Annotated in this window: 26 protein-coding genes and 1 tRNA gene; 17 read left to right on the top strand and 10 right to left on the bottom strand. The window is 40.6% G+C overall.

The window, feature by feature from the left end; all coding sequences use genetic code 11:
• The first annotated feature begins 142 nt into the window (after positions 1-142).
• The 4 genes from NYF15_RS09540 to NYF15_RS09525 are packed head-to-tail and all read left to right on the top strand — an operon-like array spanning position 143 to position 3,316.
• Positions 143-967: a MipA/OmpV family protein gene (locus NYF15_RS09540; protein ID WP_371353407.1), complete on the top strand. Its 825-nt coding sequence runs from the start codon at positions 143-145 to the stop codon at positions 965-967.
• A gap of 1 nt (position 968) precedes the next feature.
• Complete coding sequence (locus tag NYF15_RS09535) at positions 969-1,355, top strand: DUF3019 domain-containing protein (protein ID WP_062570553.1); 387 nt, start codon at positions 969-971, stop codon at positions 1,353-1,355.
• Positions 1,356-1,369: 14 nt separating this feature from the next.
• Positions 1,370-2,062 (top strand): response regulator, encoded by a 693-nt coding sequence (locus NYF15_RS09530; protein ID WP_062570554.1) that lies wholly within the window; start codon positions 1,370-1,372, stop codon positions 2,060-2,062.
• A gap of 6 nt (positions 2,063-2,068) precedes the next feature.
• Positions 2,069-3,316 carry an ATP-binding protein gene (locus NYF15_RS09525; protein ID WP_371353406.1) on the top strand — a complete coding sequence of 416 codons (1,248 nt, stop codon included), beginning with the start codon at positions 2,069-2,071 and terminating at the stop codon, positions 3,314-3,316.
• A 229-nt stretch (positions 3,317-3,545) separates the two neighbouring features.
• Here NYF15_RS09525 and NYF15_RS09520 read toward each other — a convergent pair whose 3' ends face one another.
• The 3 genes from NYF15_RS09520 to NYF15_RS09510 all read right to left on the bottom strand — a co-directional run bounded on the left by NYF15_RS09520 (position 3,546) and on the right by NYF15_RS09510 (position 6,043).
• Complete coding sequence (locus NYF15_RS09520) at positions 3,546-3,761, bottom strand: DUF3820 family protein (protein ID WP_062570556.1); 216 nt, start codon at positions 3,759-3,761, stop codon at positions 3,546-3,548.
• A 144-nt stretch (positions 3,762-3,905) separates the two neighbouring features.
• Positions 3,906-4,187, bottom strand: a complete 282-nt coding sequence (locus NYF15_RS09515; RefSeq protein ID WP_371353405.1) for a hypothetical protein — start codon at positions 4,185-4,187, stop codon at positions 3,906-3,908.
• A gap of 284 nt (positions 4,188-4,471) precedes the next feature.
• Positions 4,472-6,043 (bottom strand): cation:proton antiporter family protein, encoded by a 1,572-nt coding sequence (locus NYF15_RS09510; RefSeq protein ID WP_237119444.1) that lies wholly within the window; start codon positions 6,041-6,043, stop codon positions 4,472-4,474.
• Between the two features lie 222 nt (positions 6,044-6,265).
• On the opposite strand from NYF15_RS09510, the gene NYF15_RS09505 reads away from it, so the two are divergent.
• A complete protein-coding gene (locus NYF15_RS09505; RefSeq protein WP_130151277.1) occupies positions 6,266-7,009 on the top strand; it encodes a sporulation protein in 744 nt (247 codons plus the stop codon).
• A 68-nt stretch (positions 7,010-7,077) separates the two neighbouring features.
• Complete coding sequence (locus tag NYF15_RS09500) at positions 7,078-7,515, top strand: GNAT family N-acetyltransferase (protein ID WP_371353404.1); 438 nt, start codon at positions 7,078-7,080, stop codon at positions 7,513-7,515.
• 31 nt (positions 7,516-7,546) lie between these two features.
• On the opposite strand, the gene NYF15_RS09495 is transcribed toward NYF15_RS09500, so the two are convergent.
• The 6 genes from NYF15_RS09495 to NYF15_RS09470 form a co-directional block, all read right to left on the bottom strand.
• Positions 7,547-8,899, bottom strand: a complete 1,353-nt coding sequence (locus NYF15_RS09495) for a sodium-dependent transporter (protein WP_371353403.1) — start codon at positions 8,897-8,899, stop codon at positions 7,547-7,549.
• Between the two features lie 173 nt (positions 8,900-9,072).
• Entirely contained in the window at positions 9,073-10,362 is a 1,290-nt protein-coding gene (locus tag NYF15_RS09490) for an ATP-binding protein (RefSeq protein ID WP_371353402.1), read from the bottom strand.
• A 12-nt stretch (positions 10,363-10,374) separates the two neighbouring features.
• Positions 10,375-11,082 carry a response regulator transcription factor gene (locus NYF15_RS09485; RefSeq protein WP_130151281.1) on the bottom strand — a complete coding sequence of 236 codons (708 nt, stop codon included), beginning with the start codon at positions 11,080-11,082 and terminating at the stop codon, positions 10,375-10,377.
• A 16-nt stretch (positions 11,083-11,098) separates the two neighbouring features.
• On the bottom strand, positions 11,099-11,482 hold the full coding sequence (locus NYF15_RS09480) for a DUF3019 domain-containing protein (RefSeq protein ID WP_130151282.1): 384 nt from the start codon (positions 11,480-11,482) through the stop codon (positions 11,099-11,101).
• Entirely contained in the window at positions 11,472-12,311 is an 840-nt protein-coding gene (locus NYF15_RS09475; RefSeq protein ID WP_371353401.1) for a MipA/OmpV family protein, read from the bottom strand. The genes NYF15_RS09480 and NYF15_RS09475 overlap by 11 nt, the downstream gene beginning before the upstream one ends.
• 177 nt (positions 12,312-12,488) lie before the next feature.
• Positions 12,489-13,295 carry a hypothetical protein gene (locus NYF15_RS09470; RefSeq protein ID WP_130151284.1) on the bottom strand — a complete coding sequence of 269 codons (807 nt, stop codon included), beginning with the start codon at positions 13,293-13,295 and terminating at the stop codon, positions 12,489-12,491.
• Positions 13,296-13,410: 115 nt separating this feature from the next.
• Here NYF15_RS09470 and NYF15_RS09465 point away from each other — a divergent pair, with 115 nt between their 5' ends.
• Positions 13,411-14,568 (top strand): serine hydrolase domain-containing protein, encoded by a 1,158-nt coding sequence (locus tag NYF15_RS09465; protein ID WP_371353400.1) that lies wholly within the window; start codon positions 13,411-13,413, stop codon positions 14,566-14,568.
• A gap of 66 nt (positions 14,569-14,634) precedes the next feature.
• Here NYF15_RS09465 and yhbY read toward each other — a convergent pair whose 3' ends face one another.
• Positions 14,635-14,931, bottom strand: coding sequence for a ribosome assembly RNA-binding protein YhbY (yhbY, locus tag NYF15_RS09460; protein WP_062570568.1), 297 nt, complete (start codon positions 14,929-14,931; stop codon positions 14,635-14,637).
• Positions 14,932-15,020: 89 nt separating this feature from the next.
• Here yhbY and rlmE point away from each other — a divergent pair, with 89 nt between their 5' ends.
• The 10 genes from rlmE to NYF15_RS09410 all read left to right on the top strand — a co-directional run bounded on the left by rlmE (position 15,021) and on the right by NYF15_RS09410 (position 23,828).
• Positions 15,021-15,650, top strand: a complete 630-nt coding sequence (gene rlmE / locus NYF15_RS09455) for a 23S rRNA (uridine(2552)-2'-O)-methyltransferase RlmE (protein ID WP_062570569.1) — start codon at positions 15,021-15,023, stop codon at positions 15,648-15,650.
• 57 nt (positions 15,651-15,707) lie between these two features.
• Complete coding sequence (gene ftsH / locus NYF15_RS09450) at positions 15,708-17,657, top strand: ATP-dependent zinc metalloprotease FtsH (RefSeq protein ID WP_371353399.1); 1,950 nt, start codon at positions 15,708-15,710, stop codon at positions 17,655-17,657.
• Between the two features lie 157 nt (positions 17,658-17,814).
• Positions 17,815-18,663 carry a dihydropteroate synthase gene (folP, locus tag NYF15_RS09445; protein WP_371353398.1) on the top strand — a complete coding sequence of 283 codons (849 nt, stop codon included), beginning with the start codon at positions 17,815-17,817 and terminating at the stop codon, positions 18,661-18,663.
• Entirely contained in the window at positions 18,656-20,011 is a 1,356-nt protein-coding gene (gene glmM / locus NYF15_RS09440; RefSeq protein ID WP_130151288.1) for a phosphoglucosamine mutase, read from the top strand. Before folP ends, glmM begins: the two co-directional genes overlap by 8 nt.
• A gap of 69 nt (positions 20,012-20,080) precedes the next feature.
• Positions 20,081-20,830 (top strand): triose-phosphate isomerase, encoded by a 750-nt coding sequence (gene tpiA / locus NYF15_RS09435; RefSeq protein WP_237119435.1) that lies wholly within the window; start codon positions 20,081-20,083, stop codon positions 20,828-20,830.
• A gap of 1 nt (position 20,831) precedes the next feature.
• Positions 20,832-21,179 (top strand): preprotein translocase subunit SecG, encoded by a 348-nt coding sequence (gene secG / locus NYF15_RS09430; RefSeq protein ID WP_062570574.1) that lies wholly within the window; start codon positions 20,832-20,834, stop codon positions 21,177-21,179.
• 76 nt (positions 21,180-21,255) lie between these two features.
• Positions 21,256-21,340 (top strand) — tRNA-Leu (locus NYF15_RS09425).
• Positions 21,341-21,527: 187 nt separating this feature from the next.
• A complete protein-coding gene (locus NYF15_RS09420) occupies positions 21,528-22,472 on the top strand; it encodes a general glycosylation pathway protein (protein ID WP_237119433.1) in 945 nt (314 codons plus the stop codon).
• A gap of 359 nt (positions 22,473-22,831) precedes the next feature.
• Positions 22,832-23,305, top strand: coding sequence for a hypothetical protein (locus tag NYF15_RS09415; protein WP_371353397.1), 474 nt, complete (start codon positions 22,832-22,834; stop codon positions 23,303-23,305).
• Between the two features lie 46 nt (positions 23,306-23,351).
• Positions 23,352-23,828, top strand: a complete 477-nt coding sequence (locus tag NYF15_RS09410; RefSeq protein ID WP_062570576.1) for a hypothetical protein — start codon at positions 23,352-23,354, stop codon at positions 23,826-23,828.
• The last annotated feature ends 32 nt before the right edge of the window (positions 23,829-23,860 follow it).

Below are 23,860 nucleotides of genomic sequence, written 5' to 3'. Positions count from 1 at the left end.
GTGAATACTTGTAACCTATAAAAGACAGCCTATTCACACCTTGATACCATAGACTAACTGGAAACTGCCTGTGGTCGTAACAAACATGAAAACGATAACGATCAATAATTGGGTAATAATGTGCGTCTTGATTTTTATATCTATGAATCAAGTCTGTGCAGAAGACTCAACCCGAACAGAACGAGAAAGCCGTTCAGCATCTCAAGAAGTTGAAGCCAATAAGTGGTATTTGGGTGTCAATACGGGAGCTGGGGTGATCACAAACCCGCTGCATGGGGGTAAAAATCTACCGCTTATACTCTTACCTGAAATTGCTTATTACGGTGAAAAGTGGTTTTTTGATAATGGTCGACTTGGTTATGCTTTTCATGAAACGTCATCTCATGTTTTTAATGTAGTGACGGAGTTTAACCCTGAAACGCGCTTTTTTATTGATTTTCACCCTAGTAATGTTTTTGCACTGCAAACTTCGAGCAGTTTTGTCAATTCTACGGAAAAGAATGAATTGAATGCTGAGCGTATCTCTGTGAACGATATCAGTAAGCGTCGTTGGGCATTAGATGCAGGCTTAAGTTACCATTACATTCATAATAACCATATATTCTCGCTGCAAGCATTAGCAGATGTATCCAACGTATATAAAGGCACAAGAAGTGCAGTTCAATGGCAGACACTCCAGCAAATAGGTCAGTTAGAGCTGACTCCAAGCTTAGGCGTCTGGTATAAATCCGCTAAGTTAAACGATTACTTTTATGGCTTATCGGCGAAAGAAACCTCACATGGGAAAATTGGTGTTGGCAGTAGTTGGCAACCTTATGCTAAAATCGACGCCCGTTGGCCCTTGAGTGAGGGCAACTCACTTCGTTTTCATTTAGCATATTACGATTACTCGGGCGTAGATGACAGTCCGCTTTTTGAACACACGTATTCGATGACTGCTTTTATAGGATTCAATCATATTTTTTAATATGAAGTTTTTTGTTTTTAGTCTGGGTGTGTTTGTTGCTGTTTTTTGGGGATTCCCGAGCCATGCACAAGCATCTCTCTTCGATGTATCACCTAAAGTGTGTGTTGTTTTTCAACAGCACGAATTTTGCGATCTTGAACTAAAAATAAGTTGGCAATTAACACACCCTCAAGATGTATGTTTGTATCAGAATGATCAACAAGTTCAGTGCTGGCAGAACATGCAAAAAGGCCGCTTCAGCTATAAAGCGCGGGTTCAGGTTGAAACAATATACTCCTTAGTCAATCCGCACACGGGGAGCAAAGTTGCGACAGCAAAAGTTGAAGTGCAGAGCACAGAAGCAAAAACGACAAGACGAAGATTACGCTCTCCGTGGAGCTTTTTTTAATTCAGGAGCAACCAATGACAAAGATTTTACTTGTTGAAGATGATCTCGGTTTACAACAGTTAACACGAGACTACCTTCAGCACAATGGGTTGGATGTTGCGGTCCTTGAACGCGGCGACGAAGTTTTCGAATACCTAGAAAATAACCCTGTTGATTTAATGATTCTTGATGTCATGTTACCAGGCAAAGATGGCTTTAGTGTGTGCCGTCAAGTACGCGATAAGTTTAACTTGCCAATTCTTATGTTAACCGCGAAAGGTGAAGATTTTGATCAGGTCATCGGTCTGGAGCTTGGTGCTGATGACTATGTAATCAAACCGGCAGAACCACGTGTACTACTTGCAAGAATTAATGCGTTACTGCGTCGTGGGCATGCAACGACTAAAGCCCCTGAAGAAATCACATTTGGTGATTTATCAATTGATAAAACGAGCCGCATTGTTACACTAAAAGGCAATGAGATTACACTTACATCACATGAATTTGAATTGTTGTGGCTTTTGGCTTCCAATGCAGGTGAAGTGCTAAGCCGTGAGCATGTCCATCAACATATGATTGGACGTCAATATGATGGTTTAGATCGCACTGTTGATGTTCGGGTATCAAGAATCCGCAAGAAGTTAGGTGATAACAGTGATAAACCATACCGTATTAAAACAGTTTGGGGACAAGGATACTTATTCGTATCAGATGCTTGGGAAATCTAGCTGTTAATGGGGAAGCTGTTTGCGAGTTTATATCTTTATATAATCGTTTCTCTGTTTCTTGTCAGTGGGGTCATCGAACAACTGTGGCCCTATGAAGACTCCCAACAGCAAATCGCACTCGATAAAGAGTTTGGTAAATCTCTTTGGTTATTAAGCCAAACTAAAGGCGGCCTATCGAAACTCCAAAATGAATTTGATAGTGAAATCATCGACAGGAATGACTTAGCACTTCCTGATGATTTAAAAGCCGATTTAGCTTCTCACCATTATTTGTATTTATTTAACCAGCAACAAGAGGTTGTTTGGTACATAACTCTCAGCGATCAGCAATTACTCCAGATTGGTCCATTAACTGTATCAAACCCAAGCTTTAGCTCTGTCTGGCCTTATTTTTTACTATTGATGGTCGTCGGTGTTCCCGTAGGCTTATGGAGTTTTTTACTGTGGAGAGATTTTAATAAGCTGACCCTTGCTTGTGAGGCTGTAGGTGGTGCGCAAGATTTTGAATTACATGATGCTTCAAAGTCTTTTTTCTTACCGATCACCGATACTTTATCTGCCATGCAAGAGCGTATTCAATACTTATTAGCAGCACAGCAGGAGCTAACCTCATCAGTTTCTCATGAATTTAGAACGCCGCTAGCGCGTTTGAAATTCGCAATAGCAATGCTTGAAGAACAAGTAGAGAATGAGCAGTCTTTTACCTATTTAGACAATATGCATGCAGATATTGTTGAACTTGAAGCGTTAGTGTCAGAAATGCTTGAGTATGCACGTTTAGAATCCCACAAGCCTAACCTTATCAACCGCTCATGTGATTTAACTGCCCTCGTTACCAGTGTGGTTAATAAACTTGAGTTTGCGACAGATATAGACGTGCAAATAAAGGCACCGCTTAGCTTAATTTATAAGTGTGATGAGCACTTTATGGCTCGCTGTATTCAAAACTTATTAGGTAATGCACAAAAGTATGCTGCACATACAATCATTGTTTCCCTAGAAGAGCATAATAAAGAGCTTGTCATAACCGTTGAAGACGATGGACCTGGAATCGCTAAAAGTGAGTGGGAGAGTGTGTTTAAACCATTCACGCGTTTAGATAAAAGTAGAGATAAGAAAACAGGTGGCTTTGGCTTAGGGTTGGCGATTGTTGCTAAAATTATCAGTTGGCATCGTGGTACGTATGAAGTGAGTGACTCTGAGTTAGGCGGTGCAAAGTTTACCATCCGCTTATTTAATACAGAACATTATTGAGTTTTGATAAAGCATACTGTTGGATAATAAAGCTTTAACGCTGAGAGTAATAAGTTAAGTCGTTTAAAGTGATTAACCATTATTGTCAATTTACATGACTTATGTAGATATAAAAAAGTTTAGATATAAAAAAAGCGCCTTGAGGCGCTTTTTTTGAGGTTAAAACCAAAAATAAACAAGTAGCAAATTAATAGACCGTCAGTTAGCAAAAAAGTTCTCAAAAATAAAATTATTTATTGTCTAAAAGAGGCATCAACATTTGCTCTAATCCGTTTAGTTTTACTTCATACATCATTGCGAGCTGAGCACCAAGCTGACCTGCTGGAAAGCCCTGTTGCTTAAACCACACCAAATAAGGTTCAGGTAATAGCAAAAGAGGGCGTCCAGCGTACTTGCCAAATGGCATTTTCGTATTAATGGCTTGTTTAAGTTGAGCTGTATCCATCTTTATCTCAAAGAATTGTAAAGCTAAATGATACGGTAAAAAGGGGAGAGAAAATAGGCTGTGACGGGCAAGAAACAGCCTATTTAGTGAGGGAGGTAGGCCCCCACAATAGCGTCGCGTTTATTTCGTTGATGACGAAAAAACTTAATGTAATTGGTGACGACTTTTTTTAGAAAAACCAAGTTCTTTTAATTTAGTAACAATACTTGGGTCATCAATTCGAGCGGGGGTTTTACCCTCTCGAAGAAAGTGATCATTTGGCACTTGATAAACATCGAGCATTTTATTAAACAATACAGTTCTAATGTCTGTTGCGCTCATGCCATCTTGCTGTAACTCATCCAGTCGACGTTGTATGTCAATAAGTTTCCCCGAACAAGCATCATCTGCGTTTACTTTTAACGCACTGGTAAACTTATCTTTCATCTTAAACAACCTCAATTAGCTTAACAGTAGTCGCACAAATGAAATCGTAAACAGAATTAATAAACTTTTTTGTGCTAAAAATAGATACTTAGCAAAGTATCATATAGCGAGTTTACTCTTTTTTTAGATTGGATGGCTAATCTGGATGTAAAGCTTTGTAAATAAGCTTGACCTGCTTTAGGTACGGCTATTAGAGCGTACTGAAAATAGCAATAGCAAGTCGCTGAATATAATGAAAATAATTCTCAGTACCAAATATAGGCCCTGAGAATTATTTTTTTACATTATGAGAAAAGTTTTTGTTTTACGTGCTCGGCAAAGCCGCTACCCGCTTCTAGATAAAAGTTATAGGTAGAATCTACACCCATATCTTCTAACTCTTTTTGCTGGTCTGGGTAATTTGCAATAGCCGTTACTTGGCCTTGGTATCCCGATGCTTTTAGCTGCTCTAGGGCAAAAATATTCTGCATGTGTTTTGGCATCGCAAGCATAACCATGCCAACATGAGAGTGGTTTACCCGTTGCCAAAAGTCAGGGTCTGTGGCGTCAGCTAAAAGAACGCGGCGCCCTCGTTTAATGTGCTTATCCACCACATCAGGTTTAATATCAATGCCAGCAACGAGATTTGGATGTGTTTGGCTAATAGTTTCGTACGCCCCCGTACCAATACGGCCCATACCAAAAATAACAATTTTGGTGTCGTTTAAGTTCACTGGTAATTCTTCGGTTAAGCGGCTATTACTTTCAAATTTAAGTAGCCAGTGCTCAATCTTTACATAAATTTCGTTAGAGCGTTTATTTAAAGGAGATGCCAAAATAAAAGTAATTGATACGGCAATCGCCATAACCGCGAGCCATTCGGAGGTGATCATATTACTGCTGGCAGCAACGGCACAAACGATTAAACCAAACTCACTATAGTTAGCAAGGCTAAATGCGCTAAGCAGTGAAGTACGTGCACGTAATTTGAAGGCGTTGGTTAAAACATAATAGAGTGCAACTTTAATTGGTAACACTAAAATAATCACCATCGCCACCAATACAGCATGCGCGGTAAGCTCTGCGTTCAAACCTATGTTTAGGAAGAAGCCAACGAGCAAGATATCTTTCAGATTTAGTAGTGATTTTGATAGCTCACCTGCTTTTTTGTGAGGGGCAAACATCATCCCGATGATAAGCGCACCTAAATCACCTTTGAGCCCCGCAAATTCAAAGGCTTGATACCCTAAAACCAGCGCAAAGAAAAAGCCAAATAAAGGCAGTAGTTCACCATGCTTAGAGCGGTTTAAAATCCAAAACATAATAGGGCGCAGAACCGGAAGCCCTATCAATAATGCTAATGCCCAAATATTAGGTGCTTTACCTGTACTAATTGCTAAGAAAATAACTGCGAATATATCTTGCATTACCAAGATACCTATTGCAATTTTGCCATGTAGACTAGACATTTCTCCCCGTTCTTCAAGGACCTTAACGGCAAACACAGTACTTGAAAAGCTAAACGCAAAACCAACCAAGAGTGCACTTTGCCAAGTCAGTTCGCTAAAAAGAGGAAGTGCGAATGCACCAAGTAACAGCATAAAGCCACTAAAAAGCGTGCTACTCAACACAATATGCATTGATGCAGGTGCCCATACTTGTGGTTTTATAAGGTTAGAAACTTTTAATTTTAAGCCAATACTAAATAGCAGTAAGGTTACGCCTAAGTTCGCTAATGTGTTGAGTAATTCAGTGGTTTTATAGCCATATAAATTAAGCGCAAATCCTGCTAATAAAAAACCAATTAAAGGGGGGAGCTTTAACTGATAGACAGCAAAGCCGCATACGAACGCAGTAGCAAAGTATATTAGTTCCATAATTCTTCTTTTGACTTCATTTGTTAGGAGTGTAGCGAAATATTCACTAATGGAAAACAATATCGAATATAAAGAGTCTAAAAAATGAACACTTACGCACTATTTATTGATTAATGCGCTAAAAGCATCATTTTTTCGCTGACATTAGCTTTTAATTGTGGTTAAGATGCAACAACAAAGGAATTTAAGCCAATTAGAAAAGAGACGGCTTAAGGAGAAAAGATGTTTAAGAAAATCCTTGCATCAGTAGGTATTGGTGCAGCAAAGGTAGACACTGTACTGGAAACAGAGCATTTACAGCCAGGCCAAAAATTTAATGCCGTTATCGTTATTAAAGGCGGTGATGTAGAGCAAGATATTACTGGCTTAGACTTAGCATTAATGACGCGTGTGAAAGTTGAAGGTGAAGATGGTGAGTATTTTACAAATCATGTGATCGAAAAATGGCGTATCACGGATGTCGGCACGATTGCAGCGGGCGAGGAAAAGCATATTCCGTTTGAAGCACGCTTGCATTCAGAGACCCCAATCACGGAAATTAACGCTGGCTATAATCAATCGCATGTTTGGTTAGAAACGGGTCTTGATATTGATATGGCGCTTGATCCAACGGATCGTGACTCATTGCATATTTATCCGAATGATGCTGTTAGCACGTTTATGCACGCAATGGATAAGTTAGGTTTTAACCTAGTCAAGGCAGATGTTGAAAAGGGTTACTTACGCGCACCTACGTTTCAATCTCACTCAGGGTGTTATCAAGAACTTGAGTATCGTCCAGATAGTCGTAGCCTTTTTGGTTTACAAGAAGTTGAATTGTCATTTGTGCCAGAAGCTCATAAAACGCATGTGTTAATTGAATTAGACCGTGCTTTTAGAGGGGATGGTTATGTTGATTTAACGATAGAGCACGATCACGTAAACCTGTCGCAATTATGTGACCAATTAGAGCGGTTATTCGCTTAGGCCTCAATTGAGTTAATACCCTTTAAACCCAGCTACGGCTGGGTTTTTTGTCTTGCAAAAGGAATCTTATGTTTTCTGTTAAAAGTTACACTGAACTCAGTAAAGATGAGTTATTCGCAATTTTACGAGCACGGGTTGAGGTGTTTGTTGTAGAGCAAACCTGTGCTTACCCAGAGATTGACGAGGTTGATAACCATGAGCTGACTCAGCATGTCTTTGTGTTTAAAGAGCAGCAACTGGCTGCCTACGCTCGGTGTTATGACAAAAATGAGCAGTTCAGTGCGTTTGGTCGTGTGCTTGTTGCTGAGCAATTTAGGGGAGAAGGACTGGCAAGTAAACTTGTGAAAATGGCTATAGAGACATGTCAGCAACACTGGCCAGAGAAAGCTATTTTGATAGGTGCTCAATGTTATTTAACGGGCTTTTATCAACAGTTTGGCTTTGAAAATGTCGGTGATGATTACTTAGAAGACGGTATTCCACATCAGGATATGTGTTTGAAGTAGCCCAAAGGAAAGGGCTACTTCAAGTAACCTCTTAGCTTAACAGCGAGTTTGCAAATACCAGTGCAATGGCCAATGGACAAATGAATTTGATATACCATGGCCACACTTTCCAGAAGAAGCTATTTGCAGCTTCTGGGCAGCCTTGTTGAATTTCTTTTAATAAAGATGCACGGTGCCAAATCCAACCTACAAATATACAACACATTAATCCTAAAATTGGTTGGCCAATCTTAGTGGTTAGTGTGATCACAAAGCCAAACAATGTGCCTAAGTTGAAAACGATCGTAAAGCTGACAAGGGCAATAATACCGCCAATTAACCATGTCGCTTGCACACGTTTTAGAGCGAAGCGCTCAACTGCATAAGAGACGGGGGCTTCCAACATTGAAATAGATGAAGTTAACGCTGCAATGCTCATTAAAGCAAAGAAGGCAAAGCCAACGAAAATACCCACATCACCCATACTGGTGAAAAGTGCAGGCAGCACTTGAAACACTAACGTATCTTCAGACAGTAGTACGCCTTCAGCAGAGAAAATCTGTACGCCTTGTGCCTGTGCAACATACATCGCAGGAATAATCAATAAACCGGCTACAAAGGCAATAAACACATCGATCAAAGTAACATAAGCACCTAGGGATACGAGATTCTCTTTTTTGCTAATGTATGAGCCGTAGATGATCATCACACTGGTGCCCAAAGATAACGAGAAAAATGCTTGTCCAAGGGCATTAACTAACAGCTCTGGGTTTAAAATAGATGAAAAGTCAGGCACTAAGTAGGCTTTTAAACCTTCAATTGCGCCATCTTGGGTCATCACGTAAATGATAAGCATAAACAAAATGCCTAATAGGGCAGGCATTAGGCGCTTTGACCATTTTTCAATGCCGTTTTCAACACCTTTAGAAATAATAGCAACGGTCAAAATAATAAACGCAGCTGTAAAAATTAGGTTTCTTGATAGTGACTGCTCACTTAACCAAGTGATAGCAGGTTCTTGACCCGTTAATTGTGCTACCGGCTCTAATGTTGCACTGAGCATCCAGCCAGCTACGATGGCATAAAAACTTAAAATTAAACCAGCACAAATAATACCGCCAAAGCCAACTACAAAAGCAAATTTTTTCTGCCATGGCTGGTTTGTCACTTTTCTAAGGGAGCTGACAGCATTGGCTTGGCCATGACGGCCTATAACAAGCTCTGCCATTAATGCTGGGTAAGCTAGGCAAAATGCAAGGACTAAGTAAGCAACTAAAAATGCTGCGCCGCCATTACTTGCTGTTTGTGTAGGGAAACCCCAAATATTTCCTAAGCCAACAGCGGAGCCTGCTGCGGCCATAATAAATCCAAAGCGGGAGCTGAACTCCCCACGTGATGCGCTCATATTGTTGTTACTTCTCTATTTGTGACGGCGCTGACAATCTACTTGAATTAACACTAAATAAAAAGGGTTAATAGTGGGCATTTTTACTTGTAATCGCCTCGAATCTGCTGCCAGCATATATTTCGTTCAATTAGCTAATACAATACGTAACAATTAACACAATTGAAACATATTCAAAGGCTTTTATTTTGAATACTGAGGGTAAAGCACGCGCCACCAAGAGACTGGCTTTTTGATACGCTGACAGTGCCATGATGCCAATCAGCCACTTTTGCAACAATCGCCAGGCCTAAGCCATAGCTTTCACCATCACGATTTCGGTGACTCTGTTCTTGAAAGAACGGACTGAATATTTTCCCCCAGTTTTTTTTATGCACTCCTGGGCCATCGTCCTCTACTTTAATAGTAACCAAGTCTTGGTTGTAGGAGGCTGATAAAACTATTTCGGAACGTGCAAAGTCACATGCATTACTTAATAGGTTTACAATCGCACGTGCTAACCAATCTAAGTCGGCACATATATGTCCTTGTTTTATGTCGTGACTGATACGTAATGAACCTTGCTCAAGCTTAGGGTGAACTTGTTGAATCAAGCTAAGTAAGTAGTTTTCTAGGTCAGATTCGCTGAAGGTTAGTTTATTTGCTTTTTGCTCTAAGGTAGCAAAAGCGAGATAACTTTTTAGCATTGATTCCATTTGATCTAAATCTTGCTCCATTCGAGATAAGTACTCAAGACGCTTTTCTTCATTAGTACAGTCTTGTGCGGCATCTAGACCGAAGCGTAGGCAAGCAACAGGCGTTCTAATGTCGTGCGATAAACTCGAAGCCATTAGCTTGTTTTCATCAAGTAGTTTCTCTATTTGATTCGCCATGCGATTAAAGGTGAGCTCGACGTCTTTAATATAGGTAAAATGAGATGGTTTAATGCGGGTTGTTAAATCACCTTTGGCGAAGCGTTGCGCGGCATCATTAAGGATGCTGAGACGTTTTGCAAGTGGAGTAATAATAAAGCCCATAAAGACACATAACCCAGCATAGAAGAGTAGGGTAAGGAGAACATCATTCCCTTGATCATGTAAATGCGCTTTCTCTAGACGCATTTTAAGATGGTGTGAGCCAAGTGCTTGCTCGCTATAGAGTAAGTAGTATCCTTGTTGATCTTCAAGTATTAAGCCTGTAGGCATTGTAATTTGTGAGAGCAAAGAGTGAGGAAGTGCTAATGCTTGAGTTGAGCGATACTCTAGCTGCACGTTGAAATCTTGCTCTAGTTGCTTGATTGCATTCGCGCGTTTATCCGCAGGCAGTACCGACAACTGTTTAGTAAACCCTTTAATCATTTGGGTTTGGCTATGAAAAGTATCTTGCGGTTGGTGAGTTTGCTGGCTAAATGCGTCAATTAGCCAGCCCAATATGATTATTGATAGCAGTGCACTGCCCAGTAATGAAATATAAAACTTTTTCACGCGTTATATCATCTATTGCCACGCTGTCGCGACGAGCAAGTAGCCACGCCCCCAGATGGTTTTAATTTTTTCAGGGTGTTGGGGATCATCATTAAATTTTTTGCGCAGTGACGAAATAAGCACATCGACACTTCTGTCTAAGCCATCATACTCTCTGCCTTTTGTTGCTTTAAACACGGCATCGCGCGACACAACCTGACCTGCATTGCTTGCCAAATAATGCAGCAATAGGTATTCCGCACTTGAAATATGCACTTCTTGATCGGCAAGAAACACAGTGCGTGATTCGGTATCTACAGTAAGTTTGCCAACAGTTATGTTTGGATTTTCTAAAAGCGACTCTTTGTTATCAATATTTGCACGTAAGGCCGTTTTTATACGGGCTAAGAGTGCTCGTGGTCGTACAGGTTTCATCATGTAATCACTTGCGCCGACTTCAAGGCCAATTACTTCGTCCATTTCATCGTCTCTGGCTGTGAGCATAATAATAGGCGCTTGGTAAAACTGCCTCAACTCTCGGCACACACTAATACCATCTTGACCAGGCAGCATGATATCTAATAAAACTAAATCCGGTGGTGTCGCTCTGACTTGCTCAATTACTTGGTCGCCACGTTGACAAATTGTCGTTTTATAGCCTTGCTCAGTTAAGTACTCTGCGACCCACTTAGCCAGTGAAATATCATCTTCTACGAGCAGAATAGTGCCATAATGTTCCATCTTTTACTCCAAACAATTAAAACAGACGCCAACGGCGTTTCTTTTGACGATTTTGATACACCCACTGCACCTGTATTTCAGTGGTATCAACGACCTTGCCATTGTTACTATTGACCAATTCAAAATTGACCGTTTCAGCAGAGTCAAACTGATAGCGAAAAAGGCCAGTTTGTTGCATAAGCCAACACTGCATAATATGTTTTGTGTGACCGTCGCGTAAGCAGTAATTACCCTTTGGTTGATGCCATGATACTTCTACATCGGCATAGCAATTACGTCCTTCACGCAGGGCAACACATGTGTCAGGCAGTGACACAAGGCTTGCCTCTTCATTAGGCTGCTCTTGCGCTTTGACACTGACGATAGGGAGCGCTAATAAGAAATAGTATTTAAAAAACATAGCGCAGGCCTACCTTGGCTTTGTGCTGATATTCTTGGGAGACAATTGGGCTGTGATGAATATCATCAGAAAACCATGTTGATAGCCAGCCAGTTAAAAATACCCAGTTTTGGTTTATTGGGTACTCAGCATGAAACTCAAAGATAAGACTGTATGATGTGCTTGGGGTGTATACAGGTCTATTTGAATTGGCTTCAGAAGGAGTAATACCAAAATAATAGTTAGTAAAGTCTTCAGAATAAGCACTTAACCCGATACCCGAACGAAACTCCCAATTACGCCAAGGAATTATTTGACTAAAGAAACTGTTCATCACCCAGCCGTTGTGCGCGCCTGAAATATCATGCAAATACTCAAAAGAGATCTGTGAATTATCAAATCGTCTTGATAGGCGCAGTCCAACATCAAAGTCATAATTTCTGCTTTTAATACCAGCAAGCTCTTCGATTACATCTTCTTCGTAAAAGGCTAAGCCTGTTTCATCAAACCCAGATTGAATATTTGTACCAACTAGGTCCAGTCCCCATTCAAACTTATCAACTATGCTGTAGCCAATAGTTAATCCACCACTTAATTGGCTTTGGTCATAATCAAGGTAAAAGTGGTCGTACGAAAGAGCAAGATGAATGTCAGGCTCAAAGCCGTCATTGTAAGAGTCCATACCGACTAAATAAGAGTCTTCGATATAGTAACCAGCCCCAATTCCCCAATCCCATGCAAAACCTTGGCTGGGTTCTAACGTATTATCAGCGTAGTAACGGTTGCTTGCATGGGTCGATGTTGCCAATAAAGATAAGCAAAAAAATAGTATGGCGCGGCTGGTTTGCAAGTGTGTTGTCCTTGTTACAAATAAGTGAAGTCATCATTATATACGCAATTAGTATATTGTTAAGGAGTTCCCAAAATCTGTAAAAAAGTGTAGTCGAGTCGTAAAGGTGTTAGGGAAGTGTAGCTTAGAAGTAAGAAATAGGTGTTTGCACTTTTGCTAAGTGCAAACACCAACTTTTTATTGAACTTTAATTTTATCGATTAAGATACTTGTAAGGTAATACTGCATCATAGGCGTAAGAGCACTGATTTCAGTACGATTACATGGGCCTTGCTCTTTTGTTAAAGCACTCATGCGAGAAATTGTTTGGTATTGAGGTATCACAATATCGGTATTGTTTATACGCGACATACGCGCTTGTTCCGTATTTTGCTCATTGACGAAGCTGGCAACTTCTAGTTCGTTCTTGATCAATTGCTGTTGCTCAAAGCTATAGATGAGTGGCTCACGGTGAAAGCTTGCACTGTCTATAGATGACTTCGCAAACCATACAACATCGCCTGTTTTTTTATGGGTTAGTCGCATACTCACCTGTGCTTGAATAGTGGCACATTGTTGAGTTGGGAATTGCTCTGCTACTTGATCAAAAAGTGGCAATGGTTTTTCAGGTGTCACTAATTGGTATTCGGTATCGTCAACAAGTTCTAAATCTAGCTGGTGGATTGACAATGTGTAATCTGCTTGTCCATTTTGTACAACTTTTAATTGTTTTTCATTTAATGCTTCTGTTATTTGCGCATATAAAGTATCTGTAACACTCGTTTTATCAGCAACAATTGAAACGGTTTGGTTTGTATTTACTGTATGCGCAGGTAGTTGTACCGATTTAACTTTTGGGGCTGCATGTTCAGTTTTATACTCAATTTGGAAACGTTGGCTTTTAAGCGACGGTTTTTCTGGCATCGCTAATAAAGGCGCCGGCTCTGGTTTTAGGGCGCAACCAGCTGATATAATTGTAAAAAGCAGTACTACAAGTAAGCGCATAAAGAAAAGTCTACCCATAAAAAAGTTAATATTGTGCGTATTGTACGTTAGTCGAAGCAAAAGTTCATGATATTATGTAATGAGAAACTTCCGAAACAGACTAAAACAATAACGAATGAAGTACACGCTCACTTTTATTATCTTTCTTTTTTCTTCTTTTTTTCTCCTTCTTTTCAGTGGGCATGCTGCAGGCAGTGACTCAAATTGGCAGCCCTTCGTTAGCGAGTACAATAAATATTTAAGAGGAAAATTAAGAGCTAAAGGAATTCCGGGTGGTTCTTTGGCTATTGTTAAAGTGGGTGAGGAAGACTTTATCCAAGGTATTGGCCGAACTAAAATATCAAAAGGGCGAAAAGTAGATAAACATACACGATTTCGCTTGGCTTCAGTTTCTAAAACATTTGCAGGGTCATTGACATCAAAGCTTGCGGCTCAGGGAGAGTTCAATATTGATGATCCGATCAGTAAGTTCATTCCTGAATTCAATAATACTGTCTATAAAGATGATTTAAAAATTTATCATATTCTGAGCCATTCAAGCGGTTTAGTGCCAAATGCCTACGACAATTTAATAGAATCAAGAATGAGTTACCCAGACATTGTTAAACAGCTTTTAACTGTCGAACCTATTTGCAAACCGGGTGAGTGCTATGGTTATCAGAATGTTATGTTCAGTCTCATAGATTCAATTATTTATAAAACAACTCAAATGGATTATGCCCATTGGATAGCTGAATATATTTTTGCACCATTAAAAATGATGGATGCGAGTGTGGGCTACGAAGGTATGGTGCGTGACAATAATTATGCTCACCCTCATGTAAGAGGAAGAAAGCGTTGGTACACCTCTCGCTTAAAAAAGAATTACTACAAGGTAGCGGCCGCTGCGGGGGTTAATGCCAGCGCTAGTGATATGGCGATTTGGTTAAATGCGCAGCTAGGCCAGTACCCTGATGTATTGCCACTGGATGCACTTATAAAACAAACGCGACCATACACCCATACAAAAAAAGAAACACGTCGTCGGGTATGGCGAGGGCATGTAAAAGATGCCTACTACGGCCTTGGTTGGCGAGTATATGATTACGATGGTGAAATACTTTATTATCATAGTGGTTGGGTACAAGGTTACCGCAGTGACTTAGTTGTTTTTCCACATTTAAATATTGGTTTTAGTTTAGTGCTTAATGCGGAAACCGGGCTGATTAATGAGCTAACAACAGAATTTATCAATCGCGCACTGAAATATGCGCGAGAAAGTGAATCGAACTAGTTATATATTTCGTCTAGGCATTAAAAAAGCCAGCAAGCTGGCTTTTTATAGAATTGGCTTTCAATCTTAACCGCGAGGTAATTGAATCTTTTTCTCTTCACTTTGACGGTAAAGAACAATGGTATGGCCAATCGTTTGAAGTTTCACAGCACCGGTTTCGCGAACAATTGCATCGAAAATTAATACTTTTGTTTCACGTTCATCCGTTGGTACTTTTACTTTAATAAGCTCGTGGATATCTAGAGCGCTTTCAATTTCAACTAAAACGCCTTCGGTTAAACCGTTTGCGCCAAGTAATACCACAGGCTTTAAACTGTGTGCTTGACCTTTTAAAAACTGCTTTTGTTTGTTCGATAATTTCATGATGTTACAAATTTTGCTGAATATGGCTTGAATTAAGGGTATTCTAACGCCATCTAGAGAATATTACTAATTAGTTACGTATTAATTTTATGGCAAATAAAAAACATTCAGCTAGTTCTAAGCGATGGCTGAAGGAACATTTTGACGATCCTTATGTTCACGAAGCGCAGAAGAAAGGTTGGCGCTCTCGTGCGGTATTCAAATTAGATGAAATTCAAAATAAAGATAAATTAATTAAACCAGCCATGACCGTGGTTGATTTAGGTGCTGCTCCAGGAAGTTGGTCACAGTATCTTGCTGAAAAGGTGGGTGATAAAGGCCAAGTTGTTGCCTGTGATATCTTGCCAATGGATTCGTTAGCAGGCGTAGACTTTTTGCAAGGTGACTTTCGAGAAGAAGCGGTATTAGATGCGCTATTAACGCGCATTGATGGGAAAAATGTGGATGTTGTATTTTCTGACATGGCTCCCAATATGAGTGGTAATACATCGGTTGATCAGGCAGGAAGCATGTATCTAGTTGAGCTTGCATTAGATATGTGTCACCAAGTTTTGAAGAAAAATGGTGCTTTTTGTGTGAAAGTTTTCCAAGGTGAAGGGTTTGATCAATACTTACAGGACGTACGTAATAGCTTTAAAGCGGTCAAGATCAGAAAGCCTGATGCATCGCGTGCCCGTTCTCGGGAAGTTTATATAGTGGCGACGGGATACAAACTGTAGTACAGTTGTGCTGCGTTAAGTTGAATTTATATTAATTGGATACAAGAGGTTAACCCCTTGAGCGATATGGCGAAAAATCTAATACTCTGGCTGGTCATTGCAGTTGTGCTAATGTCAGTCTTTCAGAGCTTTAATGGTGGCGATCAGGCTGATCGCCAAACAAGTTATACCCAGTTTGTTAGCGATGCACGTAGTGGCGCTATTCAAGAGGTTTCTATTGAAAGTAGTTCAGGTACGATTACCGGCACCAAAACTAATGGTGAGCGCTTTCAAACTATCATGCCGATGTACGATAAAGATATTTTAAATGATCTTTTGAAAAGCAATGTGAATGTAAAGGGTGTAAAACCTGAAGAGCAATCTTTCCTCGCCAGCATTTTAATCTCTTGGTTCCCAATGCTGCTGCTAATTGGTGTGTGGATATTCTTCATGCGTCAAATGCAAGGCGGTGGCGGTAAAGGTGCGATGTCTTTCGGTAAGAGTAAAGCACGCCTAATGAGTGAAGACCAAGTTAAAACAACCTTTGCTGATGTTGCTGGCTGTGATGAAGCAAAAGAGGACGTTACTGAGCTTGTTGATTTCTTACGTGATCCATCTAAATTCCAAAAATTAGGTGGTAGCATTCCGAAAGGAGTGCTCATGGTAGGTCCTCCAGGTACAGGTAAAACGTTACTAGCCAAAGCCGTTGCAGGTGAAGCAAAAGTGCCGTTTTTCACAATCTCAGGTTCTGATTTCGTAGAAATGTTCGTTGGTGTGGGTGCATCACGTGTACGTGACATGTTCGAGCAAGCTAAAAAAGCAGCGCCTTGTATCATCTTTATTGATGAAATCGATGCCGTAGGTCGTAAACGTGGCGCTGGCATGGGTGGTGGTCACGATGAGCGTGAGCAAACACTTAACCAAATGCTTGTAGAAATGGACGGCTTTGAAGGTAATGAAGGTATTATCGTTATTGCCGCAACTAACCGCCCTGATGTACTCGACCCTGCATTATTACGTCCAGGTCGTTTTGACCGTCAAGTTGTGGTTGGTTTACCTGATATTCGTGGTCGTGAGCAAATTCTTAAAGTGCATATGCGCAAAGTACCATTGGGTGACAACGTAGAAGCAGCAGTTATTGCACGCGGTACACCTGGTTTCTCGGGGGCTGACCTTGCTAACTTAGTAAACGAAGCAGCATTATATGCAGCGCGTGGTAACAAGCGTGTTGTCAGCATGGCTGAATTTGATGCCGCCAAAGACAAAATCATGATGGGCGCTGAACGCAAGACCATGGTGATGAGTGAGCAAGAGAAAGAAATGACTGCTTACCATGAAGCGGGTCACGCGATTGTTGGTCGTATGGTGCCTGAACACGATCCAGTCTATAAAGTGTCTATTATCCCTCGCGGTCGTGCATTGGGTGTAACAATGTACCTACCTGAGCAAGACCGTGTTAGCCACTCTAAAGAGCTTTTAGAGTCAATGATTTCGAGCTTGTATGGTGGTCGTATTGCTGAGGCACTTATATACGGTGAAGATAAAGTGACGACAGGTGCAAGTAACGATATCGAACGTGCTACTGACATCGCTCGTAAAATGGTGACTCAGTGGGGCTTGAGTGAAAAGCTTGGTCCATTACTTTATGCTGAAGACCAAAACGAAATGTACATGGGTGGTGGTGGAAGCCGCTCGATGAGCATGTCGGATGAAACAGCAAAAGTTATTGATAGTGAAGTGCGCTTGTTCTCTGACCGTAACTATGAACGTGCTGAACAAATCTTAAAAGATAATATTGATATCTTACATGCAATGAAAGATGCATTGATGAAATATGAAACCATCGATGCAGGTCAAATAGACGATCTTATGGAACGTAAGCCAGTTCGCGAACCTCGTGACATGCATGATCGCAGAGCGGACGAGAAGAAAAGTACAGAAAAGCCGGCTGAGCCAGTCTCACAAGAGCCGAAAAATGATGATTCAGCTAAAAAGGATGAAACAAGCCTTGATGATAAAGCGGAATAATCGTTAAAATAGTACAAGCAAAAGCCCCGAATGCCGGGGCTTTTTTGTAGACAAATTTTAAGATACCGTCTTTGCAATAATATTTATTAGCGAAATAGCTATAACTGTTTACTCAAATGTATCTTAGCCATTGCTATACATGCCGTAAAGGTGATAAATGACCGTTCTTAACTTACCACGAGGTCGCACTTTACACCTCGACTCCCCTGTTGTGATGGGGATTTTAAATGTCACACCCGATTCATTTTCAGACGGCGGCAGCTATTGCCAATTAGACAGCGCTGTCAATCAGGCCAATACACTACTAGAGCAAGGCGCCTTAATTATTGATATTGGTGGTGAGTCAACCCGTCCTGGCGCACCAGATGTTTCGTTAGAAGATGAATTAGCAAGAGTTATTCCTCTTGTAAAAGCGCTTCGTGAACACAGTGATTGTGTTATTTCAATTGATACCAGCAAAAGTGAAGTAATGCGCCAAGCTATAGAAGCAGGTGCAGATATTATAAATGATGTGCGAGCTCTTCAAGAGCCTGGTGCCATTGAGGTGCTTGCTCAGTACCCAGATGTGGCAGTGTGCTTAATGCACATGCAAGGGCAGCCTCGCACAATGCAAATGGCCCCGCAATACGATGATTTGTTTGCTGATATCAATAGCTTTTTTGCTGCGCGTATCGAAGCGTGTGAGCAAGCGGGTATTCAGCGAGAGCGAATTATACTAGACCCAGGTTTTGGGTTTGGAAAATCGTTGGCACATAACTATCAAATCCTCGACAAATTCGATGATTTTAATCAATTCAAACTACCTGTTTTGGCGGGCTTATCTCGAAAGTCTATGATAGGTAATTTACTAAATAGAGACACGAGTGAGCGCTTAGCTGGTAGCCTAGCCGGCGCACTTATTGCTGCACAAAATGGCGCAAAGATCATTCGTGTTCATGATGTATTAGAAACTGTTGATGCCTTAACCGTTTGGCAGGCGTGTAATAAAGGACTTTTAAATGAGTAAAACAAGAAAATATTTTGGCACGGATGGTGTTCGCGGTATGGTTGGGGAATACCCAATCACACCTGAGTTTGCTTTAAAACTAGGCTGGGCTGCAGGGCGAGTTTTATCAAAGATTGGCACTAAAAAAGTGATCATTGGTAAAGATACGCGCATTTCAGGCTATATGTTAGAAACGTCTCTTGAGGCAGGCTTAATTGCCGCAGGTATTGATGTGGTTTTACTCGGACCGATGCCGACTCCAGCTGTTGCATACCTCACACAAACATTCCGTGCTGAAGCGGGTATTGTTATTAGCGCTTCTCATAACCCTTATCATGATAATGGTATTAAATTCTTTTCTAGCCGGGGTTTAAAACTCCCTGATAATGTTGAGCTAGAAATTGAAGCTATGATGGATGAGCCAATGACGTGTGTTGCATCCGATAAACTCGGAAAAGCACGCCGCTTAGAAACGGCCGATGGTCGCTATATTGAGTTCTGTAAGAGCCAATTCCCGCAAGGGTTATCACTTGAAGGGTTAAAAATAGTGCTCGATTGTGCCAACGGTGCTACCTACCACATTGCACCATCCGTGATGCGAGAACTAGGCGCAGAAGTAATTTGTCATGCATGCGAGCCGAATGGAGTAAATATTAACCTTGAGTGTGGTGCCACTCATGTTGAAACACTTAAACGCAAAGTGCTTGAACACAATGCTGATGTAGGTATTGCCTATGATGGTGATGGCGACCGTGTCATGATGGTTGATCACAATGGCCGTGTATTTGATGGTGATGATATTGTTTACATTATTGCTTGCCAAGCTGCAAACGATGACATGCTTGGTGGTGGTGTTGTAGGTACCGTCATGTCTAATATGGGCCTTGAAAACGCGCTTAAATCACGCGGTATTGATTTTGCCAGAAGCAAAGTCGGTGACCGCTATGTAATGGAGCTACTACAAGAGAAAGGGTGGAAAATTGGTGGTGAAAGCTCAGGCCATGTATTAAACCTTGATCTAATTAGTACAGGCGATGGCATTATTTCGAGCTTACAAGTGCTTGCAGCAATGGTTGCACAAAATAAAACATTACAAGATCTAGGCGCGGGTTTCACAAAATACCCAATGAAAATGATTAATGTTCGTTATCCTCAAGGGACCGACCCTACACAAGCTCAGGCGGTGATTGACTGTGTGGCTGAGGTTGAAGAAAAACTTGGTAACACTGGGCGTGTATTACTTCGTAAATCAGGCACTGAACCCGTTGTGCGTGTAATGGTCGAAGCTGAGCAAGAGAAAGTTGTACTCGATAATGCTCAGAAAATCGCTCAAGTTGTCGAATCTGTGAGCAAACAAACCGAGGCATAACAATAACCTCTTGTAACTTTGGGCAAGTCGAGTTAGTATCTTGCCCGCTTTCTAATGTGGAGTGGAATTATGGCAACACGTAAGCCAATGGTTGCAGGTAATTGGAAAATGAACGGCTCATTAGAGCTCGTTGAACAGTTATCTCAGGCAATTAAAAACGTTCAATCGGATGAACTGGATATTGTGGTTTTTCCACCATTCCCATTGATGAGTAGTTTGCTACAACGTGATGTGCTTGTTGGCTCACAGACTGTATCTGAGAATCAAGCAGGTGCATTTACGGGTGAAGTCGATGCGCAGCTTATAAAAGATTTAGGCGCCACATACACATTAGTTGGTCACTCAGAACGTCGAAGTATTTACGGTGAGTCAGACCAAACAGTTGCAGAAAAATTCGCCCGTGCGCAAGAAGTAGGCTTAACACCTATCTTATGTGTTGGCGAAAGTGAGCAACAACGCGAAGCAAATGAAACCGAATTAGTGGTTGCAGCACAAATTGATGCTGTAATTGATAAATTAGGTGTAGCAGCACTAAAGAATTCTGTGGTAGCATACGAGCCCGTTTGGGCCATTGGCACAGGTAAAACTGCTTCACCTGAGCAAGCTCAAGCTGTGCACAAATTTATCCGCGAAAAAGTCGCTTCACTGGATAGCGATTTAGCCGCGCAGCTAACCATCTTATATGGTGGTAGCGTGAATGAAAAAAATAGCGAATTATTATTTGCACAACCAGATATAGATGGCGGCCTAATTGGCGGCGCAAGTCTAAAAGCAGACTCATTCACTGCAATCTGTGAGAGTGCAAAAGGGACCGTATAAGATGTACGAAATTTTATTAGTAGTTTATTTAATCGTTGCTTTAGCACTTGTTGGTATGGTTTTAATCCAGCAAGGTAAAGGCGCAGACATGGGCTCATCATTTGGTGCAGGTGCTTCTGCCACTGTGTTTGGTTCATCTGGTGCTGGTAACTTTATGACTAAAACAACGACAATTCTTGCCACAGTATTCTTTGTGTTAAGTATTGTTCTAGGTAACCTTACAGCTGGTCAAATTAAAAAGACTGACGAATGGGAAAATCTAGAAGCTGCGCCAGCTGTTGAAACAGTAACGCCAGCACAAGATGATGTGCCTGTTACTGAAGAGAAAAGCTCTGACGTACCAAACTAATTAGCGTTGCTAAATTAGGTTAAGCAGTTACTTTCCTCAAGTAATAATAACGCTTAACAACATACAAAAATTGTATGCGGATGTGGTGGAATTGGTAGACACGCCATCTTGAGGGGGTGGTGGCTTAGGCCGTGGGGGTTCAAGTCCCCCCATCCGCACCAAATTTGAAAAGCCGTTACTTAACAGTAACGGCTTTTTTCATTTTCTCCCCTCTTTGCACAAGTCTGGTGCTTTTACTTTAGAAAAAGCCTTTCTCATATTTCTAATATTCTGAAAAATAAATAAAATTAATCTTGGAGCTTTCCTTGCTTGTATTACCTGTTATTACTTTATAGGTGAGTTTAGAGCATGGCGAGAATGAGTTATTTAAGTGCGATAGAGCGATATGAAGAACATCAACATCTGATTCATGATTTGTTGCTGTCTATTTTAGCGAGTATTCAAACATCACTTAAAAATCAACAAAATTATCAGCAGCTAGTAGAGCAATATCCATTTTTAGAATTACAATATTGCTTAAATGAGCAAGGGATACAACAAGGTCATAATGTCTGTTTCAAGCGGCAGTATTATAGGGAATTAGCACATAAAGGTGCGGGGCAAGACTTGAGTACACGCCCTTATTTTTTGCTTGCAAGTAGCAACGAAGATGCACATTTTACCTCGCCATATATTTCAACTGCTACGAAACATTTGTGTATATCGGCCGTGAAGTTAATACAAACAGATAATCAAGATAACCACTATCTAGTTGTAGATGTGTGCCTAACTGAATTGATTGAGTTCATCTTAGGGGATATACAGCGCGCAAATATGACGCCTTATTTTAAAGCCGGTTATGGGTTAATTGTTAGTTGTCTATTCTGCCTGGTAATTTACTTACTCTTTAAGGTGTTTGATGGAATGTTTTCTCTTTTGCTAGGAAAACAAGGTCAATCAGATCCAATTCAGCCTTTCACTATCATTATCTTTGTCACCTTGGCTTTAGCTATTTTTGATTTGGGGAAAACTATTTTGGAGGAAGAGATCCTCATGCATAAAGATATTTTTCGCCACAGCTCAACCAGACGAACAATCACACGGTTTATCTCAACGATTTTGATTGCAGTCTCAATAGAGGCATTACTTACTATGTTTAAGGCTGCTCTAGGACAAGTTGAGTACGTAATACCTGCGGTTCTAATGATGTTCGCAGTTGTCGGTTTATTATTAGCATTGGCGGTCTATGTCTACTTAGGCGCAAAGGCAGAAGATGTATTAATGCAAGTTCAACGCCTCAAAACAAAGCAATAAGAGTGAAATTTTTGCTTGTAAACAGGCTTAGATACAGTCATTAATTGTTATGAAGTTTATTTTTGTTTATACAAACTAACTGATTTGTCGTGGTATTTGTTTAAAGCCTATTTATAGCCTTATTTCTAATAGAAGAAGCTGAATATTACCTGAATTTTAAGCTGAATGTTAACTGAATAAGGTGTTGGGCTTAGCCTCTGTGAGTATGAAATTAGCGTTTGTTTAGCCTGTATTGATAAACAGCCTCTGTCTATTTTTTTGGAGCTCATAAATAAGCTAAGCAAATAGCAACAACCTTTCTAGAAAAACTCCTTTACACTTCTTCCGTGTTAACAAACCTGCTCAAAGGATATGGGTGAATGATGAAAAAATGCATGTTATTTCTTTTCATTTTTAGCACTTCTTACAGTGTAGCCTCTGATGATGTGAGTTTAATATTGGAAGGATACATAAAAGCAAAGTGCGGTTTTACAATGCAAGAAAATGATTTGCAATTTCCACATAATGGTTTGATTAGCACTGAGTTAGTTATTAACTGTAACTCACCAATGAGGATGTCATTGCATTCTGAGCATGGCGGATTACTTCATTTACAGGGCAGGAAAGTCAACGGGTACAGGGTAAGCTTATCAGTCGCAGGGCTATCGCTAAGTGAATCATTCTTAGCGCGAAATCTTATTGATTCACATACTCTGAATATTGACCAAATCTTGTTTAAAAAAACGATGAATTTACAGTTAGAGTTAACAGAGCCACTAATATATGCAGGTGAGTATAAGGATATCTTGCGTATAGAGATGACGCCAGCCGCCAGTTCAGGTGGGATTTGGTAAGTCATTAAGAAACAATGCTTAAATAACATGGATAAGGAATAAACTAATGAAAAAATTAATCACACTTTCAGCAATCGCTGTTCTTACTTCTGGTACTGCTTTAGCGGAAAACCTAAACGTTGGTGGTGCAGTTGAGTCAATTTGTGAAGTTAGCAATGTAAACACAACAACATATTTTCCTGCATTAGCAAAAGATCAAACAAAAACAATTGGCTTTGATTTGCAGTGTAACGATGCTGACGGCGCAACAATGTCTTTAACGACAGCCGAAGGTCACTTACAAAACGCAGACCGCGAAGACCAAGGGGTAGGGTACACAGCTGAATTAAATGCGAACCCATTCGCTTTTACACTTGTTGCTGAAAATGGTCACAACGACCAAAGCGTTGAGCAAAGCCAGCCAGGTTCTTTTGCTCTAGCTGCAGGCGGTGTTGCAGGTACAATCGAGTTAACTATTACGCAAAACCCAGTTTTCTCTGGTACTTATGCTGATACGTTAATGTTAGCTATTACAGCTAACTAAACTTGATGAAAAAAAGAGCAGCTAATACTGCT

Origin of the sequence: Pseudoalteromonas sp. 68 DY56-GL68 (assembly GCF_041414825.1) — a bacterium.
Classification (GTDB): domain Bacteria; phylum Pseudomonadota; class Gammaproteobacteria; order Enterobacterales; family Alteromonadaceae; genus Pseudoalteromonas.
The sequence above is the reverse complement of the archived record's forward strand: the minus strand, read 5'-3'. Positions and strand labels throughout refer to the sequence as shown.